Origin of the sequence: Pseudoalteromonas agarivorans (genome assembly GCF_024518735.1) — a bacterium.
GTDB lineage: Bacteria > Pseudomonadota > Gammaproteobacteria > Enterobacterales > Alteromonadaceae > Pseudoalteromonas > Pseudoalteromonas atlantica.
Window position 1 is genome coordinate 39,449 of sequence record NZ_JANIGJ010000011.1, and the last position, 17,210, is coordinate 56,658.

Genomic DNA, 17,210 nt, shown 5'->3' on the forward strand with positions numbered 1-17,210 from the left:
TGTTAATTAGTTACAAATCAATTAAATGAGATGTAAATTACAAAGGTGTATTTGCGTTTTTTCGCATTTACGCCTCGCTAATTATTGCGGCGCATAAGTTAGCTAAAAGCGCTTTTATAAAGCCAACTCAATTACGCATGCTAAGCTGAATTTCTGCTTGGGCATTAAGTGCCATTTCTACAAACGCTTGCGTGGTAGCACTGCTGTTAATTTGCTTGTATTGCAGCTGCAAATAAATTTGTGTGTCGACCTTTTCTAACTCTATAAAATGGCACCCCTCGCTATATAATTTACTTACACAATAAGGCGCTATAGCTAACCCTAAACCAGCGGCAACCTCTGTTACTAAGGTTTGCATATGCCTTGGCTGACTAATAATGTTAGGTGAAAAGCCAGCGCGCTTGCAACGAGTAATAATTTCATCAAACAACCCTAAGGCTTCGTCGCGATTAAAAAGAATAAACGGCTCATTTTTAAGGGTTTTCATATCAATAGTTTGCACCGATGCAAAGGGATGATTTTTGTTGACCACCGCTACGAGTCGGTCAACGTACATAGTTTCACTTATAAACTCATCGGCTATGGTGCTTGGTAACGGCCGAGAAAACGCGATATCTACCCGTTCGTTTTTAAGGGCCTCTATTTGCTCGGTCGCGGTCATTTCTAGCAAGGTAACGTGAACATTAGGAAACTGCGACTTATACGTTCGGATTAATTTGGCCAAAAATGTTAAACACGCAGAGCTTAAATACGCAATACTCAGCGAGCCTAACTGCCCGCTATCGACCAGTTTAACCTTATTTTTAGCCCGCTCTGTAAGCGCTAAAATTGCCGTGGCATCTTTAACTAACTGCTCTCCCGCTTGCGTGATCGACACTTCCCGAGAGTTACGGATAAACAAGCTAACACCTAGCTGCTCTTCTAACGAAGAAATATGGCGACTTATAGCGGGTTGAACAGTATGTAGCTCTTGAGCCGCTTCGGAAAAGCTCAAGTGCTTAGCCACTGCAATAAAACTTTTTAATATTTTTATATCCATGTACTACTCAAATTTGCTCTGTGTGAGAGGTATAACAACAACTATACGTTATTTGTATAGATTCCATCAAATTTAAACATTTCTAACATCAAGCATCTCCCTCTATCGTTCGCCTACCTTTTAATGTTGGAGAGCAAAATGACCCGGGTAACGCAAAGCGCCTCGTTAAGTCGCTTTATTTTATTGTTGATGACAACCGCCATTGCAGCAACCGCTGCAAACCTATATTACAGCCAGCCAATTTTACCCCTGATTGGTAACGAGTTTAATTTAACGGATTCACAACTTGGTAGCATTCCCGCATTTACTCAATTTGGTTACGCTTTTGCCCTATTGTTTATTTCGCCGCTGGGGGATTCTATTGCGCGTCGTCGCTTAATAAGCATTTTATCGGGCTTACTGGTTATTGCGTGTAGTTTTGCCGTATTTACACCTAACTTACCGCTGTTATTAATGTCGGTATTTTTAATAGGGGTAAGTGCCAACATTACCCAGCAATTAATCCCTTTTGCGGCATCACTTGTATCTGCTGAAAATAAAGGGGCGACATTGGGCACCTTAATGATGGGTCTAACCATTGGTATTTTACTTTCACGCACGTTAAGCGGTTTTGTAGGAGAACACTTTGGTTGGCGTGGCGTATTTGTTATGTCTGCAATATTAGCTGCGCTATTTGGTGTACTACTTAGGCTCTTTTTACCCCTAAATAAACCACAAACTAGCTTACGTTACTGGCCGCTACTTAAAAGTACAGTGGCGTTATTTAAACTGCACAAACCACTACAAGTGTTTACTTTAACTGGCGCGCTTTGGTTTGCTGCTTTTAATGTACTATGGGCTACTTTAGCTATTTATGTCAGTGATGCACCTTTTAACTACAGTGCCCAAGAGGCCGGATTATTTGGCATCATTGCATTAGCTGGCGTAATAGGGGCTAAGTCTTCGGGTAAGTGGGTCAATGCGCTGGGCTCTAAAAAATTAGTCATGATAGTACTCACACTTGCCGCAATTGGTTTTGCTATTACAGGCGTTTTTTTAGGAAACCTAATAGCCCTAATTATCGGTATTATTTTAATCGACTTCGCTATTTTTAGCGCACAAGTAGCCAATCAAGTCCGCGTATTTAGCATAGACCCAAGCGCACAAAGCCGTATTAATGCTGTTTACATGCTCGGCTACTACTTAGGCGGCGCCTTTGGCTCAATTATTGGTGTGAAAGCCTTTGCTTTGTACCAGTGGCCTGGCGTAGTCGTCCTTAGTGTAATGTTAATTACCATCAGCGCTGCTTTTAACTCTCTTGCAAAAAAATAACCGCCATTAACTCCTTGCAACTAAGCGTAAGTACCCTTTAGTTGCCCCATTTAAAAACAGAGAATACTTATGAATAAACTCAATAACGCAGGAAGCTACACTTTGCTGTGTATAGCTTGCTTAACAATCATGGTGGGTGCATTGGTTGCACCTGGTTTAATCAGTATATCAACAGCCCTAAATGTTGCTGACAGTGCGGTATTTTTAGTGACCTTACCGGCTTTAGGAGCTGTTATATTTGCGCCTATTGCAGGTAAATTAATTGATAAATATGGCGCTTACTGTTCATTAATTATTGGCTTATTTTTATACGGCTTTTTAGGTGCAAGCGTGTATTGGTTACAAGGGCCGCTGTTGGTTTTTGCTAACCGTATTTTACTTGGCGGTGTTACCTCAATTGTTATGGCCGGATGTACCGTTTTAATATCACAGTGGTACTTTGGTAAAGCGCGCCTAGGCATGCTTGCTAAGCAAGGCATGGCAATAGAGCTAGGTGGCGTTATATTTCTATTTATAGGTGGCTTACTTGCTGTGCAGCATTGGGCTTTACCATTATCGTTCTACCTTATTTCTTGGGTATTTTTAGCCATGTTGCTACTTTTTGTGCCGCGTAATCACCCTCAAGCACAAGAGGCACAAGCAACACAAGAGCACGTAATATCAAATAATGGCTTGTCTCTTAAGCATGTGTATTCGCTGGCTGTGCTTGCAATGGTCACGTTTTTTAGCGCAATTGTTTTACTACCCAGCACAATGCATGCGCAAAATTATAATGAAGAACAAGTAGGGTTTTTACTCTCTTTCATTTCGTTAGTGGCTGTTGTTGGGGCACATTTTATGCCTCAGTTAACTAAAAAAATGGGCGAGCAAAAAGTACTTGCGCTGGCATTTATAGGCTATGGGGCATCATTTGCTTTCTTTTTACAAACGGGTACAGCGTTATTGGTAATAGGCGCTGTGTTTAGCGGTATTGGCTTTGGTTTTAGCATCCCACTATTAAACCATATGACCGTAGAGCGTAGCGCAGCCTCTGTTCGCGGTCGTAACCTATCTTATTTCACAATGGCTGTTTTTTCTGGGCAATTTTTAACATCGTTTGTTGAATATATCCCCGGAGGCACTCGCAATATTTTTATTAGCTGTATCAGCTTATGTGCACTCACTGCGCTGTACTTATTTGTTAAAAAAAATCATTCACAATCAGTATAAAAGAGGTTTTTATGTCAGAGTCATTTAAATTAATAGCCGGTAATTCATTTCCAACAGTTACTGCACACTTGCTCGATGGGACAACCGCAGATCTAAGTAAGCCGCACGGTGGCGCCGAGTGGCAAATGCTCGTGGTATACAGAGGCAAGCACTGCCCGCTTTGTATGCGTTACTTAAATTTACTAGAAGCGCAATTACCCGCATTAAAGGAACTTGGCGTAAGCGTTTGTGCTGTTTCTGCAGATAACCGCGCACAGCTAACACAATGCATGGACACGCTCTCGGTTAGCTTTCCTTATAGCTTATGGTTTAACACAGCAGCAAATGAAACAACTTGGGCTGTATATTTCCTCACCTCGCTCTGAGCAAGAAACCGACCACAACTTTGCAGAGCCCGCGATATTTGTCGTAAATGAGCAAGGGATATTGCAAGCTGTAAATATTTCTAATGCCCCGTATTTACGCCCTGAATTAGACGTGGTTGTAAGAGGCTTAAAGTTTATTAAAGAGCAAAATAACTACCCTATTCGCGGCACTGTTGTGTAACCATTTAAATTGCAGTCGTGGCGTTTATTACCTTACGGCTGCTTTATTAAGGCAATAAGCTTTCATGAAGAATTTATTTAGTAACCTTTTAAATTTAGCCAGCGCGCTTTTTATGTTTAAGTTTGCCCTGCCAAAGTTATTAGCAGCGCAAGTAAGCGTTAAAACCTTTAGCTACTTTGCGCAGGTACTGCCCGTTAACGCTAAAATTTATATGTATAGCGTTGGTTTACTGGAGTTGGTAGTGGGTTTAATGATGCTTGCTCTTTTGTTTATTAAAAATGAAAAGCAAAAAGCACTGTTTACCTATGTTGCATATGTTTTATTGGCGGGTACGTTAATTGGGGCACTGTTACATGAATATTTTGTTCGCCCCGAGCCAATTGCTCAGTTAGTCACTTACTCAGGCTGCTTTTTAGTTATATGTGCCATACAATTTTTAGCCTATAAAAAGGCGCTAATAGCACGTTTTGAGTGACTTTAAAGTGTTAAATGGTAGATAGAAACAGCGCCTTTTGTACTAAAACGTGTAGTTACAAAAAAGCCGCTTAATAGCGGCTTTTAATATTATTTTTCAACATTTGACGTTTTGTCTTTGGTTAGAACGGAATGTCGTCATCAAAATCTATTGTTGGTTCCATAGGATTTGATGCACCGCCCTGAGGGGCGTTTTGCGGCTTAGGTGCAAAACCACCTTGCTGCTGTGGCGCATTACTTTGCCCAGGAGCAAAGCCACTGTTGTTTGATTGTTGGTATTGGTTATTTTGCTGTGGAGCAGGTGCTGCAGCTGGGCGTTGTGCTGGTGCAGCTTGTTGCTGTGGTACATAACCACCTTGCTGGCTGTTTTGAGCTTGGTTGTTTTGACCATAGCCACCGCCTTGTTGATTATTTTGGTAACCGCCACCTTGTTGGCCGCCTTGATTACCTTGATAACCACCACCTTGCTGATCGCCACCGCGAGCGCCTAGCATTTGCATTTGACCCGTAAAGCCATCAACAACGATTTCTGTTGTGTATTTTTCTTGGCCTTGTTGGTCGGTCCATTTACGTGTTTGAAGTTTACCTTCAACGTAAATTTGCGAGCCTTTACGGCAGTACTCACCAACAATTTCAGCTAGCTTGCCAAAAAATACTACACGGTGCCATTCAGTTTTATCAACCATTTGGCCAGTGTTTTTGTCTTTATAGCTGTCTGACGTTGCTAAGGTAATATTTGCTACACCATTGCCATTAGGCATGTAACGAACTTCAGGATCTTGTCCTAAATTACCAACCAAAATTACTTTGTTCACACCGCGTGCCATGGAACCATCTCCTATAAACGTTAGATTAAACCAGCTACTTTTCGTGCTTGGTCTAGGTCAAATTCTTTATCATTAATCTTTAAATAGCTGCGGCTTTCGTCGCGTACTACTGTTGCTTCTATTACGCCAGGTAAAGCAACTAGCTGAGAAGCAAGTGCTTGAGCTTGCTCTTCAGAACTTAAATTGGTCATTAAACTAATAACTTTACTTTTCGGTGGGACTTGCATTTTCCACGCAATAATAAGCCATATTAACCCAACAAGTGCCGCTGCCGCAAACACAGCTTGCGTACTTGTAGTTTGGGCAACATAACCCCCTAAAATACCACCTAAAAAAGCCCCCAAAAACTGGCTAGACGAATACCCACCCATTGCCGAACCTTTTTGGCTAGCGGGCGCAATACGCGATACAAGCGCAGGCATAGTGGCTTCTAAAAAATTAAATGCTACAAAATAAAGCAACATACAAATGGCAATGCCAACCACGCTATTCACCCAAATAGACATAGCAAACATACTAATAGAAAGCAGTGCTACTGAGCCAATAAACGCTTGTTTTTCTTTTTCTTTTTTAATGGCAATAATCATAATAGGGACCATTAAAATAAACGCTAACAGCAATACCGGAATATATAAATACCAATGGTGGTTTGCCACTAAGCCATCTTTTATTAGTTGGCTGGGTAGCACCACAAAAATAGTGGTTAGCGTTAAATGTAGCAGTAATACGCCTGCATTTAAGCGCGATAATTGCGGATGCTTAATAAGCTTTTTAATATCACTAAAGCTTGCCAAGGTATCGCCTTTGGGCGCTTTGTTTACTGCGTTGGGCACTAAAAATAAAATAATACCAATACCGAACACGGCAAGTATTGCTGTTAACCAAAATACCCCCGCTACACCCCACGACGCGGCAACAATAGGCCCAAGTAACATAGCAAAAGCAAAGCTCATGCCTATACTCATACCAATTACGGCCATTACTTTAGGGCGCTGTTCGTCGCGGCTTAGGTCGCTGGCAAAAGCAAGCAGCGCACTGGCTATAGCGCCCATACCTTGCAATGCACGGCCCACTGTAACCATTTGAATAGATTCAGCAAGGGCTGCAATAACAGAGCCCAACGCAAACACAACTAAGCCACCAACAATTACTTTTTTACGGCCTATTTTATCTGACAAACGCCCCATAGGAATTTGCAGTACCGCTTGCGTTAAGCCATACGCGCCAATAGCAAATCCTATCCACATAGGCGAAAAACCATCAAGCGATTGGCCATAAATAGCCAATACAGGCATCAGCATAAACAAGCCGAGCATTCTAAATGCAAACACACTCGCCAGCGATACAGCGGCGCGCTTTTCTCGTGAATTAAGTGAAGATGCGGTCATTATCTGCGTATTCTTACGATATGAAAAATTTAGGCTGGGATTCTACCACAAGCTTGGCAATAATTAATCGCCTATAAGTAAGGATTTTTTCGTTGATCATTGATTAATAATGTTTCGTATTATGCGATACTGGACAAATAATTTTGGTAATAAACGAGATAGCATGGAAAACATTGAAGTCCGAGGCGCCCGTACGCACAATTTAAAAGACATCAGCCTAACCATCCCACGTGATAAATTAATTGTTATCACAGGCCTATCTGGTTCGGGAAAGTCATCACTGGCATTTGATACTTTATATGCAGAAGGACAGCGTCGTTATGTTGAGTCACTTTCTGCCTACGCAAGGCAATTTTTATCGTTAATGGAAAAGCCCGACGTTGATCATATTGAAGGCCTCTCTCCCGCCATTTCTATTGAGCAAAAATCTACATCGCACAATCCTCGCTCAACAGTGGGTACCATTACCGAAATATACGATTACTTGCGTTTAATGTTTGCCCGCGTGGGCGAACCACGATGCCCAACCCACGACTTACCACTTGCAGCACAAACAATTAGCCAAATGGTTGATACCGTTTTAGCACTGCCAGAGGGCACTAAGCTGATGCTTTTAGCGCCAGTGGTTAAAGATCGTAAAGGTGAGCACGTTAAATTACTTGAGCAACTTGCAAGCCAAGGCTACATTCGCGCTCGTATAGACGGCGAAGTATGCGACTTATCAGATCCGCCAACACTTGAGCTTCATAAAAAACACACTATTGAAGTGGTTGTTGACCGCTTTAAAGTAAAAGATGGCCAACAGCAGCGTTTAGCAGAGTCGTTCGAAACCGCACTAGAGATGTCTGGCGGTGTGGCAAATGTAGCCTACATGGACGACAGCACGATAGAAGAAATGCTGTTCTCGGCAAATTTTGCCTGCCCTACCTGTGGCTACGCAATGACCGAATTAGAACCGCGCTTATTTTCGTTTAATAACCCTGCCGGTGCGTGTCAAAGCTGTGATGGTTTAGGCGTGCGCCAATACTTTGATCCCAACCGTGTGGTACATAACCCAGAGCTCAGCCTTGCCGGTGGTGCTATTAAAGGATGGGATAAACGCAGCTTTTATTATTTTCAAATGCTACAGGCGGTCGCCGAGCACTATAACTTTGATTTAGATGTGCCATTTGAAAAGCTGGCTAAAGAATCGCAAAAAATTATTTTAGAAGGCTCAGGTCAAACAAAAATAGCCTTTAACTACCGTAACGACAGAGGCGATTTAATAACACGCAACCACGAGTTTGAAGGCGTGTTAAACAACATGAACCGTCGCTATCGCGAAACTGAGTCAAACTCAGTGCGTGAAGAGCTCGCTAAATATCAAACTAGCCAAGCGTGCCCTAGTTGTCATGGCTCGCGTTTACGCCAAGAAGCACGCCACGTATTTATAGGTCAAACAAACCTACCTGCTATTACAACTATGAGTATTGGCGAAGCGATGGACTTTTTTGAAGGGCTATCACTAACAGGCCAAAAAGCCCAAATAGCTGAAAAAATCCTGAAAGAAATTCGCGACCGCTTATCGTTTTTAATTAATGTAGGGCTTAATTACTTATCGCTTGAGCGCAGTGCCGATACCCTCTCCGGTGGTGAAGCCCAGCGTATTCGTTTAGCCAGCCAAATAGGTGCAGGCCTTGTAGGCGTAATGTACGTACTGGATGAACCATCAATTGGTTTACACCAGCGCGATAACGACCGTTTATTACAAACATTGGTACATTTACGCGACTTAGGTAATACCGTTATTGTTGTTGAGCATGATGAAGATGCCATTCGCGCAGCCGATCACATTATTGATATTGGCCCAGGTGCGGGTGTACACGGCGGCCATATTATTGCACAAGGTACACGTGACGATATTTTAGCCACTAAAGACTCGGTAACGGGCCAGTTTTTATCAGGCGTGCGCAAAATAGAAGTGCCACAAGAGCGTAACCCAACCAGCGAAAAATGGCTTGAGCTATTTGGTGCCACAGGGAATAACCTAAAAAATGTAGACTTAAAAATTCCATTTGGCTTATTAACCTGTATTACAGGGGTATCAGGCTCAGGTAAATCAACGCTCATTAACGATACACTCTTTAAGCTTGCGCATACCGAGCTTAACGGCGCGACCACAGCAGAAGCCGCGCCTTACAAGTCAATTAGTGGCCTTGATCATTTTGACAAAGTGATTGATATTGACCAAAGCCCAATTGGTCGTACACCGCGCTCAAATCCTGCAACCTACACAGGTATTTTTACCGGTATTCGTGAGTTATTTGCAGGGACACAAGAAGCCCGCTCTCGCGGCTATAAAGTAGGTCGCTTTAGCTTTAACGTTAAAGGTGGACGCTGTGAAGCCTGTCAAGGGGATGGTGTAATTAAAGTAGAAATGCACTTTTTACCTGATGTATATGTACCGTGTGATGTATGTAAGGGCGCGCGCTATAACCGCGAAACCTTAGAAGTACAATACAAAGGTAAAAACATTCACCAAGTGCTCGAAATGACCGTTGAAGACGCGCACGACTACTTTGATAAAATACCTGCAATAGCGCGTAAACTTAAAACGCTAATGGACGTTGGTTTATCGTATATTCGCCTAGGGCAAGCTGCTACCACGCTCTCTGGTGGTGAAGCACAACGTGTAAAACTGGCTCGTGAGCTTTCTAAACGCGATACAGGTAAAACATTGTATATACTTGATGAGCCAACAACCGGCCTTCACTTTGCCGATATTGAACAACTACTTGTGGTATTACATCGCCTGCGCGATCATGGTAATACCATTGTGGTAATTGAGCATAACTTAGATGTGGTTAAAACCGCAGACTGGGTGGTTGATTTAGGCCCTGAAGGGGGCGCTGGGGGCGGTGAAATACTCATTGCAGGCACGCCTGAAGAAGTAGCCGAATGTGAACGCTCGCATACTGGGCATTACCTAAAGCCATTGCTTTAAGATAGATAATAAAAAGTATTCATTAAAAGTTACAAAAATGCCGCTAAATTTAGCGGCATTTTTATTTGCTTATACTAGTAAAGCAATTTATGTACGAGGAATAAACCCTAGTGCATCGTAAACCGATTTAAGAGTTTTTTCTGCACGTACACTGGCTTTTTCTGCGCCTGATTTCATGATGCTATCAAGTAGGTTTTGATCTTCTCTGATCTCTTTAAAACGTGCTTGGATTGGCTCAATCATGCTAACAACTGCATCGGCTGTGTCTTTTTTCAGGTGGCCATACATTTTACCTTCATACTCTGGCACTAAGTCTTCAATTGAGCGCTTAGTGGCTACGCTTAATAAAGTAAGTAAATTAGAAACGCCTGGCTTTTCAGTACGGTCAAAGTAAATACGCGCTTGCTCGTCTGAATCGGTTACTGCTTTTTTAAGCTTTTTCTCAATCTTTTTAGGCTCATCTAATAGCATGATGTAGCCATTAGGGTTTTCATCAGACTTAGACATTTTTTTGAGCGGATCTTGAAGGCTCATTACGCGTGCGCCAAATTCGGGAATATATGGCTCTGGTAACTTAAATACGTCACCGTATAAATTATTAAAGCGTGTAGCTATATCACGCGTTAACTCTAAGTGCTGCTTTTGGTCATCCCCTACCGGTACTTGGTCAGCTTGGTATAATAAAATATCCGCTGCTTGCAATACTGGGTACGAAAATAAACCTACGTTTACATTGTTAGCATGCTTAGATGACTTGTCTTTAAACTGGGTCATGCGGTTAAGCTCGCCCATTTGCGCATAACAATTTAGCACCCATGCTAACTGCGCGTGTTCTGGCACTTGCGACTGTACAAATAAGGCCGATTTTTCAGGGTCTATGCCACATGCCGCGTATAACGCTATACCATCTAATACGCGAGAGCGAAGAAGTTCAGGCTCTTGGCGAACAGTAATCGCGTGTAAATCAACAAGCATAAAGAAACTTTCGTGGTCTTCCTGTAGCTTTAGCCACTGGTTAATAGCGCCAACATAGTTGCCTATTGTCATACCACCGGTTGGCTGAATGCCACTTAAAACTACTGGTTTACTCATGATTTTCCTTTAGTGTTGTTTAGTTAATTAAAAATTTTAACGCTGTGTTAGTGTTGGTATTATATCTAAGAAGTTATCGCATAGGTACTGTGGATTATAATCCTCAAGATTTTCGCCTTGGTTATAACCATAATCCACCGCTATTACATCAATTTTAGCGGCATGTGCTGCCAATATATCGCTTTTTGAATCGCCAATCATAATAGCCTTACTCGGCTCAACATTCAGCTTGTTACATGCATACAATAAAGGCGCTGGTGAAGGCTTTTTAGCCATATCGTCTCCACACACTATCACTTCAAAGTGACTGGTAAGGGAAAGCTTATCAAGTAGTAGCTCGGTAAATAGGCGCGCCTTATTAGTAACAAGTGCTTTTGGCATGCCCCGCAAAGCACTGAGCCCTGTTTCTACATGCTGATACAACACACTATACTTGCCCACTAGCTGCTCATAATGTTGGTAAAATAAGGCAATGGCTTTTGCACTAAGCGCTTCATCTAAATGTTCGCTAATTTGCATATCGCCGCTGAGTGCACGCTGGACTAGGGTTTCAATACCGTTGCCTATCCAGCTTTCAACCAAGCTTTGGCTAACAATAGGAAACGCTAAATCACTCAGTGTTAAGTTTACTGCTAGGTATAAATCGTAAACGCTATCAACAAGTGTGCCGTCAAGGTCGAACAAAGCTACATCATATTTCATTACTTTACGTTTCCTAACTGCTCACGCATTTGATCAATAACAACCTTGTAATCAGGCTCATTAAAAATAGCAGACCCTGCTACAAACATATCGGCACCTGCTTGCGCTGCTGCCGCTATGTTATCAACCTTAATACCACCATCTACTTCTAGGCGAATATCACGACCCGACGCAACTATACGCTGCTTAGCTTGAGCTAGTTTTTCAAGGGTGTGGGGAATAAAACTTTGGCCGCCAAAGCCTGGGTTTACCGACATTAATAAAATAGTATCTAGCTTATCAATAACGTGATCGAGGTAGCTAAGGCTAGTGGCAGGGTTAAATACTAAGCCTGCTTTACAACCATGGTCTTTAATGAGCTGTATGGTGCGGTCTATATGCTCGCTGGCCTCAGGGTGAAAAGTAATTATTGATGCGCCGGCCTCTGCAAACAAAGGAATTATACTGTCGACTGGTTTTACCATTAGGTGCACATCTATAGGGGCTGTTACACCGTAATCTCTAAGCGCTTTACACACCATAGGCCCAATAGTGAGGTTAGGCACGTAGTGATTGTCCATGACATCAAAATGTACTACATCAGCGCCTGCAGCGAGTACTTTATCCACATCTTCGCCTAATTTTGCAAAATCGGCTGACAAAATAGAAGGCGCAATTAAGTATTTTTGTTCAGGGTTTAACATAGTAATCCGTCAATCAGTAAAATATGCCTTAATGTACCGTAAATGCTGAGGTTTCCCAAGTAATACACTGTAAATTAGGCATAACTAAAAATATCGATTTAAATATATAAGTATTTATTTATAAAAAGCTTTAGGGCGTGTTGAGCTTTAGTGGTTGAGTTTTGGGCAGCATGTTTAATTTTTGGGAAGGCCGTGAGTAGGATGCACAAGCTTTGCTTACATGATGTAAGCTATTAGATTAACGCAAGAGCAGTTATTGTGCCCACTCGATTACAAACTTCGGGGCGCGCTTTAAAAACTCTTAGCTTGAGAACACACTTTAACTCGCAAGTTTCAACGGGCCTTAGCTATTACAGATAAATATTAGTTTGTTATTTATACAGCTTTTGTTATTATTAAAGGAGTAACTTAATTTTAGGCTAATATTATGCGTGCATTTAAAACAGGGATCTTAATTGCGTCGGCATTGTTATTTATTGGGGCATTTAGTTTTGCGCCAAGTTCTGAGCAAGATTTAAGCTTAGTTAGCAATTGTCAGCATCAGGCAAGTAGTAAAAACGCTTCAAACACCTTAACGTGTGCGAAAGTAGAAGAAGACTCATCGTGGTTTTCGTGGCTAACAGGCGATAGCCGCAGTGCGCAGTTTCATTATTTAGATTTATTAGAGCTATTAACTAGCTCAGAAGACGCTAAGAATACGCCTTCAATAAAACCTCTATTTTAAATAATGCTGCACTTTATTAGCGCGTTGCAAAGTGTGCTAGCAGCATTTTTTGGTGTGCAATCAGAGCACAAACGCCAAGCCGACTTCCAACAACACTCCCCTCTTTTTATTATTGCTTTAGCTGTGCTGTTTTTTGTTATTTTTGTAGTGACAATTTATGCAGTGGTTGCTTGGGTGCTAAATACATAGCCATTAACTCGTCGACCTTGTTGCGTGATCCACCTTTAGGGCTGATAGTACGTTTTACCTGAATTTTACCAAGTGTAGCTTGGCTATAAATTTTTCGCGTCCATACGGTATCGTGGTTAGATATAAGCACTGGGGTATTGTTTTCAAACGCGGCTTGCTCGGCTAAGTTTGCCAAGTTTGCTTGATCGTCTAAATTAAACCCGCCTTTAGCATAAGAGGTAAACGACGCTGTTTTACTTAGCGGCACATAAGGCGGATCGCAATAAATAACCGCATTGTTTGGCACAAGCTTAAATACATCATCGTAGCTTAGGCAGGTAAATGTGGCTTTTTGTGCTTTTTCGGCAAAAAAGTACATTTCTTTTTCTGGAAAATAAGGCTTTTTATATTTACCAAATGGCACGTTAAAAATGCCTTTGAGATTATACCTACACAGCCCATTGTAACCATGGCGATTCATGTATAAAAAGAGCATTGCGCGCTCATACACATCACTGCTTTTATTAAACTGTACACGGTATTCGTAGTAAGCGTCTGGGTGGTTATTTAAATCAACAAATAGTTTTTTAGAGTCACTAATAAACTCATCAGGCGAGCGCTTGAGCTCTTTGTATAAGTTAATTAAATCAGCATTGATGTCGTTGAGTAAATAGTGCTTAAAATTACTATTTAAAAATACCGAGCCTGCACCTACAAAAGGTTCTACCAAGGTTTCAGCGTGTTTGCTGGCTTGAGATAAACGTGCATTAATATCTTCAACTAGGCTGTATTTACCGCCAGCCCATTTAAGGAAGGCTCTACTCTTTTGTTGCATTGGTTCTTAACTTCAATCTGCTGTAGCGCGATTTTACACTAAAGTGAGTCAGTTTACTGATCAAGTCGTGCAATTTCTTGTTTTATTTTGCTGATTTTTTTATAAAAAGGCTTGTTCTTTCTAAGCGCACTCGACAAGGCAGACAACGCACTTTTAGCATCAGCGAGTGATGCATAACTGCCAATAGTAACCACCCACCACACTTTATTATTTCGCTTAGTTTGATATACCTTAGCGCGCTGGCTTAAATTATGTTCAATAATAAACTCACGGGTGATTTTTTCCTGTGTAACGGCTAGCAGCTGCACAGTTGTATTATTATCTGGCTGAGCTAAATACCAAGCGTTATCTGATACGTTATTTGAGGTTTTAGGCTGCGGGCTTTCTTTATCGCCACTTTCAATTGGCTCAATAGTCTCAGGAGTGTTTAAGCTTTGTGGTAACGCCTCGCTTTGCTCACTTTGCTCACTTTGAGCGCTTTGTTGAGCCTCACGCGTTAGGCTTTGCATTATCGCCGGCACATCGTTTTTATGAGGCGCTACATTCTCTTGTGATTTATCGCTGACCGGCTCTAACGGCAAATCCGCTTTTGAAATATCAGAATTAGCATTACTGACTTCTTTATACGCGCTTGGAATAGCGGTAATTTTAGAAGCAGGAATAGCGGTATCTATGTCCTGGCTTTGTTGATTTTGATAGTACGTTTGCCACCACTGGGTCATATCATTTTTATACAGCAACCCAATGATAAGTAGCATAATTATAATTAACAACGAGATTAAGTGTACTCGCCACGACACTTTATCTTTTTTTACAATATCAGCCACATGCTCCGTTGGTTGCCATGCTAATAATAAGCTGGGGTTGCCTTTCGCTTCATTTAAAAATGCACTAAATACGGGGTCTTCATCGTACGGTAAATTAGGAAAATACCAGCTCATTAGCTGTTTAGATTCATGTGCAGATAAAGGCTCTAAGTAAATTTTAACGGCATTATTAATAGCTAGCTTTGATTGCGAAGCTAGCATGATATAAAGCGTTATAGGGCTGTTTTTGGCAAGTAACTCTAACTCCTGTAATAGCTCTTCAGATAAGTGCCTTGCATTATCGAGCACCCACAAACAAGCCTCACACGGCTGCTGCTGCAACAATTGGTAAAAGTTTTCACTTAACGATAAATCGTGGTCAATCAGCGGAGAGTTAAAGCTTTGCTCTAATATATCACTCATCAGTGATACATCATTTACACTGGCACTTACTTGTACAAATGCTTTATTAAAACTGTTGTATTTGTCGGTGATGAAGGTTTCGAGCATATAACTTTTGCCTAGGCCAGAGGTGCCTAGTAATACAATTAAGTTTTGCCCGTATTCAAATTGCAGAGCGATTCTATCCACCAACGCCGCACGGCTTGGTAAAATTTGCGCCTGCATTATTGCTCGATTAACGCTCTAACTTGGTCGTCTGATACGTCATCTACCAATGCGCATTGACCAAATTGAGTAGGTAAAATAAAGCGGATAGTGCCTTTTTTATTTTTTTTGTCTTTACGCATATGCATTAAAAACTGCTCAGCAGTCATTTCACTTGGGATCTCAGTCGGTAAATTATAAAGCTTGAGTAGCGTTACAATTCTATCTACCTCAGTTTGCGATAAATCACCGCGTGTATGCGCTAATTTAGCAGCAAGTACCATTCCGGTAGCAACAGCCTCGCCATGTAGCCATACACCGTATCCCATTTGCGCTTCAATTGCATGCGCAAAGGTATGCCCTAAGTTGAGTAATGCACGAAGGCCATTTTCTTTTTCATCTTGCGCCACGATAAGCGCTTTAATTTCACAACATCTATAAATAATATGCTGCAAACTTGCTTCATCTAGTTGCTGTAGCTTTTCTACATTTTGCTCAATAAAAGCAAATAGCTCGGTATCGTAAATTAAACCATACTTAATAACTTCGGCCATACCCGCTGCAAATTCGCGCGCCGGTAAAGTGTGAAGTGAATTAGTATCAATAAAAACCGCTTGCGGCTGATAAAACGCCCCAATCATGTTTTTACCCAGTGGGTGATTTACCGCTGTTTTGCCCCCTACAGAGGAGTCAACTTGTGATAGTACCGTGGTCGGAATTTGAATAAACGGTACACCGCGCTGATAACATGCAGCAACAAAACCTGTTAAATCGCCAATAACGCCGCCACCTAGTGCAATTAAGCATGTGTCTCGGCCGCAATTATTTTGCAATAAAAAAGCAGATATTTTCTCAAACCATTCAAGCGACTTGTATTGCTCACCATCGGGAATGACAAAAGAAAGAGGGTCTAGATCAGCTAACGAATCAAGCAGTCCTTGTAAATATAAAGGCGCAACTGTGTCGTTAGTGATAATGATAGGCCGACAATCACCAATGTGGTGAACAAGGCGGCCATTATCTTGAAGTGCAGATTGACCAATAAAAATAGGATAACTTCGCTCGTCCAAATTAACAGTTAATTCAAGCATGCTTTGTTATTTCCTTTATTATTGGTTTTTAAAAATCTAATTTCTCGATGATTTGGTTAGCAACAACTTTAGCGCTTTGCTCATCGGTGCGTACAACAAAATCGGCAACTTCTTTGTATAGTGGCTCGCGTTCTTCTGCTAAGCGCTCTAGTACATTACGAGGTGCTTCTTCAGTTTGCAGTAATGGGCGACGCTTGTCGCGTTGCGTGCGTGCAACTTGCTTTTCTATAGGTGTCTCTAGGTATACAACGATACCACGAGCCGAAAGCTTGTTTCGAACTTCTTTACTCATTACTGAACCACCACCGGTTGCAAGTACAATACCTTGCATTTCGGTTAAGTCGCCAATAACAGATTCTTCACGAAGTCTAAAGCCTTCTTCACCCTCAAGATCAAACACCCAGGCAATATCTGCACCGGTACGGCGTTCGATTTCTTGATCAGAATCGACAAATTCAAGGTGTAATTGGTCAGCGATGTGACGACCAATCGTGCTTTTGCCAGCCCCCATGGGGCCAACTAGAAATATATTACGTTTCTCAGCCATATCTTTTAGTACAAACGAACTCTAAAATTTGAAATAAAACCCCGCCTAACGACCTGGCCCCAAAATTAAGGAGGGGATTATCTCAGTAATTGGCCGGGTATTTCAAGTCTATTACAATAAAAAGCCATATAACGAGCAATTATTATCAATAAACACTCGTTGACGAACATAAAACCACT

Annotated in this window: 16 protein-coding genes and 1 pseudogene; 7 read left to right on the plus strand and 10 right to left on the minus strand. The window is 41.7% G+C overall.

Annotated features, from left to right (window positions below; all coding sequences use genetic code 11):
* Positions 1 to 127: 127 nt before the first annotated feature.
* Positions 128 to 1,039 (minus strand): LysR family transcriptional regulator, encoded by a 912-nt coding sequence (locus tag NQT65_RS16995; RefSeq protein WP_256851629.1) that lies wholly within the window; start codon positions 1,037 to 1,039, stop codon positions 128 to 130.
* 138 nt (positions 1,040 to 1,177) lie between these two features.
* On the opposite strand from NQT65_RS16995, the gene NQT65_RS17000 reads away from it, so the two are divergent.
* The 4 genes and pseudogenes from NQT65_RS17000 to NQT65_RS17015 all read left to right on the plus strand — a co-directional run bounded on the left by NQT65_RS17000 (position 1,178) and on the right by NQT65_RS17015 (position 4,580).
* Positions 1,178 to 2,350 carry an MFS transporter gene (locus NQT65_RS17000; RefSeq protein ID WP_256851630.1) on the plus strand — a complete coding sequence of 391 codons (1,173 nt, stop codon included), beginning with the start codon at positions 1,178 to 1,180 and terminating at the stop codon, positions 2,348 to 2,350.
* 69 nt (positions 2,351 to 2,419) lie between these two features.
* The gene (locus NQT65_RS17005) at positions 2,420 to 3,559 is read left to right on the plus strand and encodes an MFS transporter (protein ID WP_256851631.1); all 1,140 of its coding nucleotides are present in this window, start codon (positions 2,420 to 2,422) and stop codon (positions 3,557 to 3,559) included.
* A gap of 11 nt (positions 3,560 to 3,570) precedes the next feature.
* Positions 3,571 to 4,105 (plus strand): annotated as a pseudogene (locus NQT65_RS17010) (redoxin domain-containing protein).
* Between the two features lie 64 nt (positions 4,106 to 4,169).
* The gene (locus tag NQT65_RS17015) at positions 4,170 to 4,580 is read left to right on the plus strand and encodes a hypothetical protein (RefSeq protein ID WP_029773082.1); all 411 of its coding nucleotides are present in this window, start codon (positions 4,170 to 4,172) and stop codon (positions 4,578 to 4,580) included.
* 121 nt (positions 4,581 to 4,701) lie between these two features.
* Here the strand turns inward: NQT65_RS17015 and ssb are convergent, their stop codons facing one another.
* Together ssb and NQT65_RS17025 are read right to left on the minus strand one after the other, a co-directional pair.
* Positions 4,702 to 5,406, minus strand: a complete 705-nt coding sequence (gene ssb, locus NQT65_RS17020) for a single-stranded DNA-binding protein (RefSeq protein WP_256851632.1) — start codon at positions 5,404 to 5,406, stop codon at positions 4,702 to 4,704.
* A gap of 20 nt (positions 5,407 to 5,426) precedes the next feature.
* The gene (locus NQT65_RS17025) at positions 5,427 to 6,794 is read right to left on the minus strand and encodes an MFS transporter (RefSeq protein ID WP_024032520.1); all 1,368 of its coding nucleotides are present in this window, start codon (positions 6,792 to 6,794) and stop codon (positions 5,427 to 5,429) included.
* Positions 6,795 to 6,957: 163 nt separating this feature from the next.
* Between NQT65_RS17025 and uvrA the strand changes: the two genes are divergently transcribed.
* Complete coding sequence (uvrA, locus tag NQT65_RS17030; RefSeq protein ID WP_126008706.1) at positions 6,958 to 9,777, plus strand: excinuclease ABC subunit UvrA; 2,820 nt, start codon at positions 6,958 to 6,960, stop codon at positions 9,775 to 9,777.
* An 87-nt stretch (positions 9,778 to 9,864) separates the two neighbouring features.
* On the opposite strand, the gene trpS is transcribed toward uvrA, so the two are convergent.
* Genes trpS through rpe form a run of 3 tightly spaced genes read right to left on the minus strand, consistent with a single transcriptional unit; the run spans position 9,865 to position 12,254 of the window.
* Positions 9,865 to 10,869 carry a tryptophan--tRNA ligase gene (gene trpS / locus NQT65_RS17035; RefSeq protein WP_256851633.1) on the minus strand — a complete coding sequence of 335 codons (1,005 nt, stop codon included), beginning with the start codon at positions 10,867 to 10,869 and terminating at the stop codon, positions 9,865 to 9,867.
* A gap of 36 nt (positions 10,870 to 10,905) precedes the next feature.
* A complete protein-coding gene (locus tag NQT65_RS17040; protein WP_256851634.1) occupies positions 10,906 to 11,571 on the minus strand; it encodes a phosphoglycolate phosphatase in 666 nt (221 codons plus the stop codon).
* Positions 11,571 to 12,254 carry a ribulose-phosphate 3-epimerase gene (rpe, locus tag NQT65_RS17045; RefSeq protein WP_029771856.1) on the minus strand — a complete coding sequence of 228 codons (684 nt, stop codon included), beginning with the start codon at positions 12,252 to 12,254 and terminating at the stop codon, positions 11,571 to 11,573. The genes NQT65_RS17040 and rpe overlap by 1 nt, the downstream gene beginning before the upstream one ends.
* A 427-nt stretch (positions 12,255 to 12,681) precedes the next feature.
* On the opposite strand from rpe, the gene NQT65_RS17050 reads away from it, so the two are divergent.
* The gene (locus NQT65_RS17050) at positions 12,682 to 12,978 is read left to right on the plus strand and encodes a hypothetical protein (protein WP_029771857.1); all 297 of its coding nucleotides are present in this window, start codon (positions 12,682 to 12,684) and stop codon (positions 12,976 to 12,978) included.
* Positions 12,979 to 12,981: 3 nt separating this feature from the next.
* Positions 12,982 to 13,167, plus strand: a complete 186-nt coding sequence (locus NQT65_RS17055) for a DUF2970 domain-containing protein (RefSeq protein WP_024032525.1) — start codon at positions 12,982 to 12,984, stop codon at positions 13,165 to 13,167.
* Here the strand turns inward: NQT65_RS17055 and NQT65_RS17060 are convergent.
* Genes NQT65_RS17060 through aroK form a run of 4 tightly spaced genes read right to left on the minus strand, consistent with a single transcriptional unit; the run spans position 13,115 to position 17,031 of the window.
* Entirely contained in the window at positions 13,115 to 13,981 is an 867-nt protein-coding gene (locus NQT65_RS17060) for a Dam family site-specific DNA-(adenine-N6)-methyltransferase (RefSeq protein WP_256846167.1), read from the minus strand. The genes NQT65_RS17055 and NQT65_RS17060 overlap by 53 nt on opposite strands.
* Before the next feature lie 53 nt (positions 13,982 to 14,034).
* The gene (locus NQT65_RS17065) at positions 14,035 to 15,414 is read right to left on the minus strand and encodes an AAA family ATPase (protein WP_256851635.1); all 1,380 of its coding nucleotides are present in this window, start codon (positions 15,412 to 15,414) and stop codon (positions 14,035 to 14,037) included.
* Complete coding sequence (gene aroB / locus NQT65_RS17070; protein ID WP_024032528.1) at positions 15,414 to 16,484, minus strand: 3-dehydroquinate synthase; 1,071 nt, start codon at positions 16,482 to 16,484, stop codon at positions 15,414 to 15,416. The genes NQT65_RS17065 and aroB overlap by 1 nt, the downstream gene beginning before the upstream one ends.
* A gap of 28 nt (positions 16,485 to 16,512) precedes the next feature.
* The gene (gene aroK, locus NQT65_RS17075) at positions 16,513 to 17,031 is read right to left on the minus strand and encodes a shikimate kinase AroK (protein ID WP_004589350.1); all 519 of its coding nucleotides are present in this window, start codon (positions 17,029 to 17,031) and stop codon (positions 16,513 to 16,515) included.
* Between the last annotated feature and the right edge of the window lie 179 nt (positions 17,032 to 17,210).